10 protein-coding genes and 1 pseudogene are annotated in these 11,561 nt (G+C 60.8%); 7 read left to right on the top strand and 4 right to left on the bottom strand.

The features are described 5' to 3' along the window. Positions 1-327 (top strand): annotated as a pseudogene (locus AC1XOS_RS13855) (NAD-dependent epimerase/dehydratase family protein); the annotation flags it as partial. On the opposite strand, the gene AC1XOS_RS13860 reads toward AC1XOS_RS13855, so the two are convergent. Next, positions 317-2,677, bottom strand: a complete 2,361-nt coding sequence (locus AC1XOS_RS13860) for a hypothetical protein (protein WP_481962814.1) — start codon at positions 2,675-2,677, stop codon at positions 317-319. The pseudogene AC1XOS_RS13855 and the gene AC1XOS_RS13860 overlap by 11 nt on opposite strands. Before the next feature lie 61 nt (positions 2,678-2,738). Here AC1XOS_RS13860 and AC1XOS_RS13865 point away from each other — a divergent pair, with 61 nt between their 5' ends. Continuing rightward, on the top strand, positions 2,739-3,443 hold the full coding sequence (locus tag AC1XOS_RS13865) for an LON peptidase substrate-binding domain-containing protein (protein WP_481962815.1): 705 nt from the start codon (positions 2,739-2,741) through the stop codon (positions 3,441-3,443). Here AC1XOS_RS13865 and AC1XOS_RS13870 read toward each other — a convergent pair. Next, positions 3,406-3,969 (bottom strand): hypothetical protein, encoded by a 564-nt coding sequence (locus AC1XOS_RS13870; protein WP_481962816.1) that lies wholly within the window; start codon positions 3,967-3,969, stop codon positions 3,406-3,408. The genes AC1XOS_RS13865 and AC1XOS_RS13870 overlap by 38 nt on opposite strands. A 135-nt stretch (positions 3,970-4,104) precedes the next feature. Here AC1XOS_RS13870 and rpmI point away from each other — a divergent pair, with 135 nt between their 5' ends. The 4 genes from rpmI (at position 4,105) to pheT (ending at position 8,060) form a co-directional block, all read left to right on the top strand. Next, on the top strand, positions 4,105-4,311 hold the full coding sequence (gene rpmI, locus AC1XOS_RS13875) for a 50S ribosomal protein L35 (protein WP_309688878.1): 207 nt from the start codon (positions 4,105-4,107) through the stop codon (positions 4,309-4,311). A gap of 131 nt (positions 4,312-4,442) precedes the next feature. Continuing rightward, positions 4,443-4,796, top strand: coding sequence for a 50S ribosomal protein L20 (gene rplT / locus AC1XOS_RS13880; protein WP_481962817.1), 354 nt, complete (start codon positions 4,443-4,445; stop codon positions 4,794-4,796). Between the two features lie 63 nt (positions 4,797-4,859). Beyond that, on the top strand, positions 4,860-5,876 hold the full coding sequence (gene pheS, locus AC1XOS_RS13885) for a phenylalanine--tRNA ligase subunit alpha (protein ID WP_481962818.1): 1,017 nt from the start codon (positions 4,860-4,862) through the stop codon (positions 5,874-5,876). A 141-nt stretch (positions 5,877-6,017) separates the two neighbouring features. Next, positions 6,018-8,060 carry a phenylalanine--tRNA ligase subunit beta gene (gene pheT, locus AC1XOS_RS13890; RefSeq protein WP_481962819.1) on the top strand — a complete coding sequence of 681 codons (2,043 nt, stop codon included), beginning with the start codon at positions 6,018-6,020 and terminating at the stop codon, positions 8,058-8,060. Here pheT and AC1XOS_RS13895 read toward each other — a convergent pair. Together AC1XOS_RS13895 and AC1XOS_RS13900 are read right to left on the bottom strand one after the other, a co-directional pair. Continuing rightward, positions 8,057-9,025, bottom strand: coding sequence for a GNAT family N-acetyltransferase (locus tag AC1XOS_RS13895; RefSeq protein WP_481962820.1), 969 nt, complete (start codon positions 9,023-9,025; stop codon positions 8,057-8,059). The genes pheT and AC1XOS_RS13895 overlap by 4 nt on opposite strands. Further along, complete coding sequence (locus AC1XOS_RS13900; RefSeq protein ID WP_481962821.1) at positions 9,018-10,145, bottom strand: Gfo/Idh/MocA family protein; 1,128 nt, start codon at positions 10,143-10,145, stop codon at positions 9,018-9,020. The genes AC1XOS_RS13895 and AC1XOS_RS13900 overlap by 8 nt, the downstream gene beginning before the upstream one ends. A 51-nt stretch (positions 10,146-10,196) precedes the next feature. Between AC1XOS_RS13900 and AC1XOS_RS13905 the strand changes: the two genes are divergently transcribed. After that, positions 10,197-11,219: a GNAT family N-acetyltransferase gene (locus AC1XOS_RS13905; protein WP_481962822.1), complete on the top strand. Its 1,023-nt coding sequence runs from the start codon at positions 10,197-10,199 to the stop codon at positions 11,217-11,219. The last annotated feature ends 342 nt before the right edge of the window (positions 11,220-11,561 follow it).

Consider the following 11,561-nt stretch of genomic DNA (forward strand, 5'->3'; position numbering starts at 1 on the left):
GAGCGTGGGCTCGCGGGCGACTTTGGGATCTTTCGGACGATTGTTCACACCAATCACGGAATGCCCGACGACGTGGTGGTGGATTTTAAGACGCACGGTCTGGCTTGGTGCGAGGCACAGGTGCCGGGAAGCAGTGCCCTGATCGAAAAATACGGGATTACCTTTCCGGATCGCGTTGAGCAGCATGATCTGAGCGAGGCCGAGAGCACTCTGGGCTGGACGCCTCAGATCAGCTTCGTCACGTTCCTCCAAGACCTCACCGAGCGCGAGGCACGCGGCGAGGACATTCGTGCGCTCTGGGCTCCGGGGCAGATCCCTACAGCTTAGAGAGTACAGCAAGGGCTTGACTAAGGGGCCGATCTGAGGCATCAAAGACGAGGCTCTCGGGTGGCCTTTTCTCGTTGGCGGCTCGGCTCCACTCGTTCACGAACCCACTGAGAAAGCCGAATGATGCAAAGGTGGGCACGATCAAGCGGCGCTGCGTGGGGGCGAAGTGGCGACTGTCTCGGCTGAGATACGTCATTTGAAAACCGGGGCTGGAGGGCTTTATCGCCGCAAGCAGGCTGTTGGCGAAGGCTTCCGAGGCTTCTTGGCGCACTCTATAGAACGCCTCCCAGTAGCCGCCGGAAGGCTGATACCACGAGGGAGGCGGAGCGTAGCCACCGGGCTTGCTGAGCGTAATATTCGTAACAAAGGTGACACCGCCTAGCCAGACTTGATTGTTACTATTAAGCTGGGCTGTGGTGAGGTCTACGGGATCGGCAGCTTGCTGGCGCAGGCAGGCGAGGCGCATCGCGTCGCTGTAGCCGAGAATGTCTTTCCAGTTTGCATCGCTGTTTTGATAGCCTGTGGGATAGACATCCGTGAGGATTAGCCCCGCCAGACCAGGTGTGGCGGCGAGCTTTTTGAGCGCGGGCAGGACTGCTGCCTGGCTCTCAGGCAGATCGGGGCGCAGGTAGCTTGCGGAGCGCTTTCCCTCGACCGTTTGCTCGGTACCAGCCCGAGCTCGGAGGGGGCGCACGAGGGCCGCGACGGGAATGCCTTCTGTTTCACCTGCCTCAATGGCGATTTTCAGCAGGGACGGATCATGGAGCCCCACTTGCACCCAGAGCGCCGTGAAGCCCTTCGTTTTTGCCGTGGCGACGGCAAGTCTTGCCTCACTCTCGTTCTGGATCGCGACAGCGAGCGTCCGGGGCGGGCTGTTTTTGGGCGGTTCAGGAAGCGTTTGGGGCGTAGGCTCGGAGCGGTTTGTTTGTCGGACGCTATTGCTGGCCCAGCGCACGGGAACGGGATCATAGCCGGGGGGCAGGAGCTCTAGGACCGTCTGGGGCGTGTAGATGATTTTGTCGGTGTTGATGGGAGCGCGGTTCGGGTCGCCGCTTGGGGTGTTCTGGTAGAGCGCAATCTGCTGGGCGACTTTCTCCCGTAGCGCCGGAGAGAGCTCACTCACCCGGAGGGCCTGTGTGTTCTGGGTGAGCTTTGCGGTGAGTATCTCGTCGGGGTGGTTGGGATCGTCGTCGCTCCACGTTAAGTAGGCGGCGAGCATGGTATCGGCTCGCTCATCGGCTCCTTCTTGCAGTTTCGTGAGGTTCTGCTGTGCCGCCGTGAGCCAGTCGTGGATGCGGCCCATGCGAATGGCGAGGGGGACGAGATCGTCGGTGAGGACGTAGCCCGGCCCGACTTTGCGCCACGTACCCGTGACGCACCGAGCGAGTGCCTGGCAAATATCCCCCGCACGGGCACTTGGCCCTCGCAGATGCACCGCAAGGCTGGCATAACGTGGGTCACAGAAAAGCTCCTGCTTGGTTGCCACGCCACAGCGCTTCACCAGCTCCCCGACCGTCTTTGCTCCGACCAGCGACACGGTAGTATCTAGTAAAGGGCTGGCGTACTCAAGCTGGCTCGGCTTGGAGCTATTGCTGCGTGGTGCTGTAAATGTCGCCCCAAACGTCCCTGCGTTGTTACCGATTAGCGAGAGATCATTGAGATCGAAAGTACGTCTGACGTTTTGAGAGAGAGTGACCCCAGGAACCGTTGTCAAGCTCGTGACAAACAAGAGATCTGTCTGCGCCTCCGCAATGGAGAACCCGACTCGGCCTCCTTGCTCAATAAGCCGTGTGCCCGAGAGTAACTGCTGGGGGGCTCCCAGCTCCCAGTTTGGTTTCGTAGGCTCGTTGCTGGCTACAGAGATTGCGCCGCCATCGCTGTTGGTGAAGTAGTAGGCGAACTTGCGCGAGAGGCGCAGGCGGGTTTGCTGGCGAGTGGGGTCTTGAATTTGTGCTGTCTCGCCGTTTCGACGGAGAGTGAGGGGATTTGGCAAGAGTGCGAGAAAGAGCGTGCGCTGGTCGCGGCCCAGATCCCCGACTCCCAGCCCGACGCGGCTACAGAGCTTTGCCCACTGTTTTTCGCTAAGGCTTGCCTTAAGCAGCGCCAGCTTCTCCGGCTCGGCCAGACCGGCATAGAGATCGGGTTGTGGAAGCTTTTCCCAGAGCAGCTCCGTGCGCTGCTTGGGAACCAGAGCCGTGAGCGAGCCAACAGTGGCGGGCTGGACGGTGTTTTCGTCACTGGCAAAGAGCGCCAGTAGCGGGCCGCGCGTCTCCGGGTTCCAGAGAAAGGTCTCGAGGAAGCGTAGCTCGGTTTGGACAAGCGCGGGGGGCAGAGCGAGAATCGGTATCATGCCTAGATAGACTCCTTGTTGCCAGGGTTTGCTTCGTTATTTTACCGCGATATAATCGTGTATGGGATCAACGCATGGGGGGCGCATTACAGAGGTTCCGCTCTTTCCGCTGGACCTGGTTCTCTTTCCGCAGATGGTGGTGCCGCTGCATGTCTTTGAGATGCGCTATCGCCTGATGATCCAGCGCTGCCTCAAGGAAAATCTGCCTTTTGGGATTATCTTGCTTACCAGCAATGATGAGGCAACCAAGACGGTGACCACTGCACCGGTGGGCTGCCTGGCTCAGATTAAGGAGTCGGAGCAGCTCGATGACGGCCGCTTCCGCATTGAGATCGTCGGTACCGAGCGCTTTCGACTTCTTGACACGCACGATAACTTCCCTTACCGATCGGGCCTGATCGAGCCACTCTACGACAAGCAGCCCACGGATGGTGACTGGGAGCCGCTGGTGGAGTCCGTCAAAGAGGCGCTGAAAGACTACCTCACGCGGCAGTTGGCACGGGCCGGAAAGCGCGTCGCTGGTTTTCGTCTCCCCGACGAGCCTGAGCTGCTCTCATTTACTGCATCTTGTGTCTTGCCGATTGCCAACGACGATAAACAGGCGCTCTTAGAGCTCACCGACATTCCCGCGCGCCTGCTCTCGGCCCGCGATGTGCTACGCCGTGCGGCGATTCGCCTGGATCAGGAAACCGCGCCGCTTACGGAAGAGTCGCACTGGGTGCCGCTGACTACCGAACGCTTTGACCGCTACCGCTGCGCAAACTAACAAGCCCCATCAGGGGGAAGAGCCCTAAGCTCCCAAGGAGCCCGGTGTGTGCGGCTATTCCCAGCGGCGTGCGTGTCAGGGGCTCCGAGCGCCAGCGCTTGACTCCCTGAAGAAGCGTCCGAGGCGGCACACTGCTCCAGAGCAAAGGTACCCCCAGGCCACAGAGTACCGCCAGAGCGATGCCTGTCTTTCGGGAGCGCAGGGGCAGGTGGAGCCGAACGGGCCAGAGGAGGGCGATGGCTACGAGGAGTAAGATCACAAAAAAGCAGGGTGTCAGCCAGTGGTGCCGCAAAAAGAAATACTCCCCTCGCAGTGCCAGCGGAGAGACAAGCAGAGCAAGCACCATCCTGCCTCGCCGAGGGACGCGCCGCAGAAGAGCGACGAAACCCAGTAGCAATAGCCCCAGAGTTCCCGCGATACCAACCCCTGCAAGGAGATGGGTGAGGGGACTTGCCCAGCCTAAGCGGAGCAAGCCAGCTCCCAGAGCGGCGCTCAGAAGAAGAGCCAGAAGTGCGGTGCGGTTCATGTCACTTTGTACGACAAAGTAATGTGTGGGAGTTCCCGTAGAACCAAATCAGGGAAGTAGGTATTGCTGAGCGCGAGGAAGCATGGTACTATCTTCCCTTGGCGCAGTTTTCTGCGCCGTGGAGAAAGAACTATCATGCCGAAGATGAAGAGCCACAAGAGCGCGGTAAAGCGATTTCATGGTACCGGCACCGGAAAGCTGATGCACCGGCACAGCAAGCGGCACCACTCGATGGTGAAGAAGAGCCCTCAGTGCCTTCGCCGCCTGTACGCCGAGTCCGTCCTCGATCCGGGCAAAGCCAAGGCCCTGGGACGACAGCTGCCCTACGGAGCCAACTTCTAGCTTAAGAGCGAATGAAGTAATCGCAGACCCTCGCCGCCCGGAGAGACGCTACTCAAACAGCGCCGGGCTGGAAACCGGGAAGAAACAGCGGCCATTTTTCGAGGGCCGCGCCCGATAAGGAAAAAGAAGAGATGCCTAGAGTCAAGCGTGGCGTAATGGTCAAAAAGCGCCACAATAAGATCATCAAGCAAGCGAAGGGCTATTTCGGCTCTCGCAAAAATGTATTCCAGACAGCCAATGAGGCCGTCGCTAAGGCTGGAAACTACGCCTACCGTGACCGTCGTGTCAAGAAGCGTGACTTCCGCCGCCTGTGGATTGCTCGTATTGGCGCTGCCTGCCGCAACGGTGGCACGCGCTACTCGACATTCATCCACGCCCTGAGCCAGTCGGGGATCGCACTGGACCGCAAGGTTCTATCGGACATGGCGATCAACGATCCGGGTGCCTTTACCGCCCTCCTCAAGCAGGTGGGCGTCGCGGGCTAATCCCGCCTGTGGAACAAAAAGAAAAGCCCGTGGCACCCGCCACGGGCTTTTTTGGGTGAAATTATGACAGACGAACTGAGACAAGTAGAGGCCGAGGCGCTCGCTGCGATTGCTGCCGCAGAGTCTACAGCAACACTTGAAGAAGCCGATATCGCCTATCTGGGCCGCAGAAATGGCAAGCTGAGCGGGATGATGCGCCAGCTCGGGAGCCTGCCCGCCGACCAGAAGCCGCTCTTTGGGCAGGCGCTCAACGAGGCAAAGAGTCGTGTCGAGACAGCGCTGGCCGAGCGAAAAGCCGCGCTCGCTGCCGCCGAGCTTGCCGTTCGTGAGCAAGCCGAGGCCATTGACGTGACGCTGCCAGGGCGCGGACGCACGCCGGGGCGCTTGCATCCACTGACCCGGACGTTTGCGGATGTCAAGCAGGTCTTTCTCGGGCTGGGCTTCACGTTTGTGGATGGCCCCGATGTCGAGGACTATCTCTTTAACTTCGACTGGCTCAACTACCCACAGGATCATCCGGCCATGGACGAGCAAGACACGTTCTATGTCGAGGGGGGCGCGCCGTCGGGGCAGCCCGGTGCGTGGCTCTTGCGCACCCACACCACCGGCTCGCTCCAGGGCCGCAACTTTAGCAACCTGCCCGCCGTGCCATTTCGTATGGCGACCATGGGCCGCTGCTTCCGGCGCGATGCCATGGACGAGACTCACTCGCACACGTTCCACCAGATCGATGGCTTCTCGGTCGCGGAGGGGATCTCCCTCGCCGATCTGAAAGGCGTCTTGGCCGAGATTGCTCGTGGCCTCTTTGGCCCCGATGCCATCGTCAGATTCCGCCCCGACTTCTTCCCGTTCGTCGAGCCGGGTGTGGAAGTGGCTGTGTGGTGGAACAACCGCTGGCTGGAGCTCGGCGGCGCGGGGCTGATCCACCCCAATATCCTCAAGCGCGCCGGCTACGACACGGAAAAGTACACCGGCTGGGCCTTTGGGCTGGGGCTAGATCGCATGCCCATGATCCGCTACGGCGTCAAAGACCTGCGGCTCTTCCTCGACAACGACCTCCGATTTTTAGGGCAGTTCTAGACCCTCCTCCCCCGGCCCCTCCTCCCAACCCTGGGAGACGGGTTGGGGGAGGGGAGTTTCATCGCCTCTCTATCTCCCCTCCTTCCGACCTCCTCCCGGAGGTGTCGGGAGGAGGGGCGGGGGGGGGAGGGTACAAACATTATGAGAATTCCACTGAGTTGGTTAAATGACTACATCGCGGTTTCGGGCGACGAGCAAGAGGCCGTCGCCGATGCGCTGACCATGGCGGGGCTGGAGGTCGAGGAGACGCTGGAGACGCCGTTTGGGAAGGTCTGGTACACCAAGATCACCCCCAACCGCGGCGACTGGGCCAGTGTCTACGGTACGGCAAGAGAGCTTGCCGCTATCTACCCCAATAAGAAGCTCCAACCGCAGCATCCCCCCCGCTCGGCGGGGGCAGGGGGTGGAGTCTCCATCCGCATTGACGATAGCGCGAACTGCCACCGGTTCCGGGCGACCGTGATTAAAAACGTCAAGATCGGCCCGACGCCCCAGTGGATTCAGGATCGCCTGACCGCCGCGCTGGGCGACCGCTACCGGATGATCAATAATGTCGCGGACATCACCAACTTCGTCATGCTGGAGCTAGGGCAACCGCTCCATGCGTTTGATCTGGACACGATCCCCGGCGGCGAGATTGTCGTGCGGCAGGCGCTTCCGGGCGAGAAACTAGTGACCCTGGATGGCGCGGAGCACGAGCTTCCGCAAGGGACGCTCTGTATCTGCGACCGGGAAAAGGCGATCTCGATCGCGGGGATCATGGGCGGTAAGGAGACCGAGATCACGGAGGGGACGACCAATGTGCTGCTGGAAACGGCGCACTTCGACCCCTTCTGCATCCGGCGAACGGCGAAGAAAGTGGTGCGCTCTGAGGCGAGCTACCGGTTTGAGCGCTATGTCGATCCGAACTTAGTCGCTATTGCCGGCGACCGCGCCGCGCAGCTAATCGTTGAGCACTGTGGTGGCGAGATCGTCGGTGTGAGCGAGGAAATTGCCCAGCCGACTCCCAAGCGACGCTTTTTAGCACGCCTCGACCGCGTGCGTGCGCTGCTCGGCGTGGATGTGGACCGTGATGCGGCCATTGCGGCACTTACCCGGCTTGGGCTGGGGGTGGAGCAGTCCGCAGGCGCGCTGGACTGTCTGATCCCGGCGTGGCGACCTGATCTAACCATCGAGGACGATATCGCGGAGGAGGTGGGGCGGATCGCGCTGGGCTACGCCAATATCCCGGAGAAGATCGCCTGGCAGATCGGGCAGCGCGGGCAGGACTCGCCACGCGCCGCGTTTATCCTGCGCCTGAAGAACGCACTGGTGCAGCAGGGCTTGCAAGAGGTCATCACGCACTCGCTCGTGGCCGACGGTGGCCCCGGAGCGCTGCTTCTGCGCAACCCAATGGCACCGGAGTATAGCCAGCTGCGCACATCGCTGGTGCCCAATCATATCGGAATCGCCCAGCGTGCCGTCCGCGAAGGCATCCGTGACATCGCCATCTTCGAGGTGGCAAGTGTGTACTTGGCCCCCTCCGCCCCCACGAGTGGGGGAACCCCGAGTGAGCCTTTGCGCGTTTCGGGATTGGTTGCGGGTTCAGCCAACGCCAATCTTTGGGCGATCAAGGGCGAGAGCTACCCAGCGGACTTCTACTTTGCCAAGGGTATTGTCGAGAGCCTGCTGGCGGGGCTTGGGATCGTGGCGGAGTACGTCGCGGACACGTCCCCCTTCACGCATCCGTATCGGACGGCGAGTGTTTTAGTGAATGGTCAGAATATTGGGATGATCGGTGAGTTCTCGACGGCGGTGATCGACGCCAACGACCTGCCCAAGCGCACGTGTGTCTTTGATCTGGACGGCGAGGCGCTCGCTTCGCTTGCCCAAGAAACAAAGGTTGGCTTTTCTGCGCTTCCCGAGTTTGCGTCGGCGACCCGTGATGTGGCACCAGTCTTTTCCAAAGATATGCCGTTCGACAAGATCGAGCAAGCGGCGCGCGAGAGCGCGGGGCCGCTTCTAGAGTCGCTACGACTGGCCGATATTTTCGAGGATGCTAGCAAGCTCGGTGAGGGCAAGCGCTCGCTGACGCTTCGTTTCACGCTCCGTGCTCCAGACCGGACGCTCACGGGTGAGGAGATCGAGACGACCCTGGCAAACATACGAAAGACACTCACGGCGATCGGGGCTGAGCGGCTCTAGAGCGGCGTTTTCTGGGCCTCCGCGAACTCAAAGTAGAGGCCCAGAGAGTCGCGAGCATCGAAGTAGGCCATCTGGGCTCCGTTGGGGGAGTCACCACGAAAGACCAGTGGCACGCCCACGGCGGCGAGCGCATCGCGGGTTGCGGCCATGTTCTTCGTGCGAAACGCTAGGTGGTGAACTCCCTCTGGCGCGTTATCCCAGACACTGGGGCCACTACCTGCCACGGGCTCAATCAGCTCGATCTGCACCTGGCCGAGATTAAAGAACGCTAGCTTCGCTTGTGCTCCCGTTGCCTGTCCGAGGTAGGTGAGATCGCGCTCATTACCCGGAATGGTTAGGCGGGTGTCAGGGATGGGCACGCCCAGTGCCTTGGCCCAGGCCTGTCGGGCAACGTCCATATCCTTCACCACAAAAGCCACCTGAGTCACGGGTTGCTTACCCAGTGGTGGGTTTAAGATTGCCTCCCAGCGCGCCGCATGGGTGTCGTCGGCGTGCTCGGGCTCAAAGCCCAGCTTGAGGTAGCTCTGGAGCGCGGGCAGGCGAAAGTCCTGGGTTTCTAAAACCGCACTGGTGCAGCCCCGCTCGCGGAACTTGTGCAGCACCGCGAGGGTGACCAGCCGTCCCAGTCCTTTGCCACGAAAACTCTGGTGCGCCCCGACCCAGTGCAGGTAGCCCGCATCGGGAAAACGCTCTGGCAAGAGCCGCGCTGATGCTGTGGTAGCAAAAATACCCGTCGCTTCCTCAACGAGCGCCAGCGTCTCTTTGACCGTCAGATCGGCGAAGAGGGCTTCATGGGCTTTCTGTGGTGTCCAGATCAGCTCGGGAAACGATGCCGCCAGCAGACAGGCCAGCTCTGGGAGCTCGTTTGCCGTGACAGAGCGCAGGGCAAAGCCCTCCGGTAGCACCAGCTCAGGCAGGTTGTCGAGGCGCGGGCGGCGCATGCGTAGGTGGGATAGCTCAGGCATAGCTCAGGGGTTTCTCTTTCGGATCGCGGAAGTTGGGGACATGGAGCGGCGTGCCGCCATTGGTGATGGATATTTCGGAGAGAATGTCGCAGGCGGTCCAGGCAAGCGCATCGTGGATGCCGCAGCTGGGCGCGGCTTCTCCCCGGCAGGCGCGAACAAAGTCACGGGCGACAAAGTAGTCGCCGCCTCCGTGGCCTGCCGCAAGAGCTTCGGGAGGTGGGTTGCGCCAGTCATCGGGGAGATGCATTTCGTAGAGCTCGCTGAGGGGTTGCCACTTTCGGTTTGCTCCGTCCTCACTCTTGCCTAGCCAGACTTGGCTTGGCTGACCCGGAAAGCGCGATGCTTCGTAGACTCCGAGCGTCCCCTGGAGCGCATAGTAAGCGGGCAGGTGGGGGCGGTTCGAGAGCATATCCAGGCGGATCTTGATCAGCTTGCCGCTGGCTAACTGTACCAGCATGAGGCAGGTGTCGTCGTGCGGGTGCCCTGTATCGGTGTGGACGCCCGTGCCGTGACAGCTAATTGTCGCGATACGCTCGCTCGGGTTGGCGGTGGTAAACCACTGCATCACCGGGCCAAGGGAGTGCGTCCCGTAGGTACAGCCGCGCCGCCCGACTTGGTAGACCGAGCGCCAGGTCGGGGAGCCATCAGGGGTGTGGTGGTAGTGACGGATCTCATGAAGGTACTCGCCCTCGCCAAAGTACGGCACGCCAAAGAGCCCCTCTCGCACCAGCTCTTTGATCAGCACCACGTCCTTACCGTAGCAGTAGTTCTCCGCCATCGCATAGACGGCACCACTGTTCTCCGCCGCGTTGAGGAGCCGCCAGCACTCGTCCATGGAGATGCAGGCACTCACTTCCGAGAGCACGTGCTTGCCGGCCGCAAGTGCCTCGATGCTCTGCTCCGCGTGACACTGCATCGGAGTCGAGACCACGACAGCCTCGACATGCTCCAGCATCGCGGAGAACTCCGTGAAGCGCCCGGAAATCTCGTGCGCACTCGCATTGCGCTCCAAAACATCGGGGTTTGTGTCACAAAGCGCCGTCACTTCCACACCAGGAAACGCACGAAACGCCTTCAGGAACGCTAGCCCGCGCTGCCCTGCAATTCCGATCTTCAGCATAGAATCTATTCTACCTGTGACATAACCTCTATTTTGAGTGTCTTTGTAGGCATGAGCCAAATCACCATCCGATCCATTGACATCCGAAACATCTCCGACGACGACGCGAGGGCATCGCACGAGCTTCGTGTGGCGATGGCGGTGGAGCGCGCGCCTGATGATCCTGCCCCCAAGTGGGAGGAGACAGAGGCCCAGCTACGGAGCATTCCGCCCTTTGTGGATGTCTGGGTATGGGTGGTGGAGCAGGAAGGCAAGACGCTGGGTACTGCCGATCTAGGCGTGATGCGCGCCGACGAAAACCAGCATCTGGCGCAGTTTTCGATCAAGCTCCTACCAGAGATTCGCCAGCAAGGTATCGCCAAGCAGCTCTTGCGGGAGATTATGGCAGTGGCGGAGTCGGAGAACCGGACACTTCTCATGGCTGACAGCGCCAGCACGGTTCCCTCTGGCGCGGCGTTTCTAGAGCGGATTGGCGCAACTGTGGGGCTAGAGTCGCACGTGAACCAGCTCAAGCTCGCCGAGGTTCCCGACGGCCTGCTCGACACTTGGACAAGCGATCTCGCCGACGGCTTTACGTCTTGCCTCTGGGCGGGAGCGTACCCCGAGGAGAATATCCAGGAGGTAATTGATCTTTTTGATATCTTCAACACCGTCCCGCGTGGCAGCCTCCAAGTCGAGGACTTCAAGCTCACCGAGGAGCAGCTGCGCCACCAGGAAGAGTCGCGTGCCAAGCGTGGGGTCGAGCGCTGGAGCCTGCACCTGCGCGACAACGAGACCGGAAAGATCGCCGGGCTGACGGAGCTGTTCTGGAACCCGCACAAGCCGACCTTTGCGCACCAGGGAATCACCGCCGTCTGGCCGCAGTACCGGGGCAAGCGCCTGGGTCGCTGGCTCAAGGCCGAGCTGCTTAAGAAGCTTATCGCTGAGCGCCCTGATGTGACGATTGTCCGCACCGAAAACGCCGACAGCAACGATGCCATGCTCAAGATCAACACCGAGCTAGGCTTCAAGCCCTATCTGGCCGAGCGCGTCTGGCAAGTCCCCACCGAGACAGTGAAGGCGTATCTGGGATAGGCGATTTTTCTGCCCCTATCCCGCCGATTGAAAGCGGCGTGTATAGGCGTGCCGCCAAGAAATCGCTCCGCGATTGTGAACTCAGCAGTCGCGGAGCGACTTTGTGGCGCTTGCGCCTTCAGACGCCGATTTTAACCGGCGGGAAATATTTTCAATTTTTGTCAGAATGGGGTGGTGTCAGCCGTTCTTAGGACGATGAACACAAGGCACCATTCTTCGCGTCGTAATAAAGTGGAGGTTGTTCTCCATATCGTCTGGTCAACATATGAGCGTATGCCAATCGTTACGGAGGAGCTTGAGCGGCCTCTCTATCGCTGCATGCAAAGTGAGGCCGCGCAGTTA

The organism is Armatimonas sp. (assembly GCF_964826245.1).

Coding starts and splice junctions, on each gene's coding strand:
- rpmI (WP_309688878.1), top strand. CDS start 4,105: ATGCCGAAGATGAAGAGCCACAAGAGCGCGGTAAAGCGATTTCATGGT.
- AC1XOS_RS13870 (WP_481962816.1), bottom strand. CDS start 3,969: ATGAACCGCACCGCACTTCTGGCTCTTCTTCTGAGCGCCGCTCTGGGA.
- AC1XOS_RS13900 (WP_481962821.1), bottom strand. CDS start 10,145: ATGCTGAAGATCGGAATTGCAGGGCAGCGCGGGCTAGCGTTCCTGAAG.
- AC1XOS_RS13865 (WP_481962815.1), top strand. CDS start 2,739: ATGGGATCAACGCATGGGGGGCGCATTACAGAGGTTCCGCTCTTTCCG.
- pheT (WP_481962819.1), top strand. CDS start 6,018: ATGAGAATTCCACTGAGTTGGTTAAATGACTACATCGCGGTTTCGGGC.
- rplT (WP_481962817.1), top strand. CDS start 4,443: ATGCCTAGAGTCAAGCGTGGCGTAATGGTCAAAAAGCGCCACAATAAG.
- AC1XOS_RS13895 (WP_481962820.1), bottom strand. CDS start 9,025: ATGCCTGAGCTATCCCACCTACGCATGCGCCGCCCGCGCCTCGACAAC.
- AC1XOS_RS13860 (WP_481962814.1), bottom strand. CDS start 2,677: ATGATACCGATTCTCGCTCTGCCCCCCGCGCTTGTCCAAACCGAGCTA.
- pheS (WP_481962818.1), top strand. CDS start 4,860: ATGACAGACGAACTGAGACAAGTAGAGGCCGAGGCGCTCGCTGCGATT.
- AC1XOS_RS13905 (WP_481962822.1), top strand. CDS start 10,197: ATGAGCCAAATCACCATCCGATCCATTGACATCCGAAACATCTCCGAC.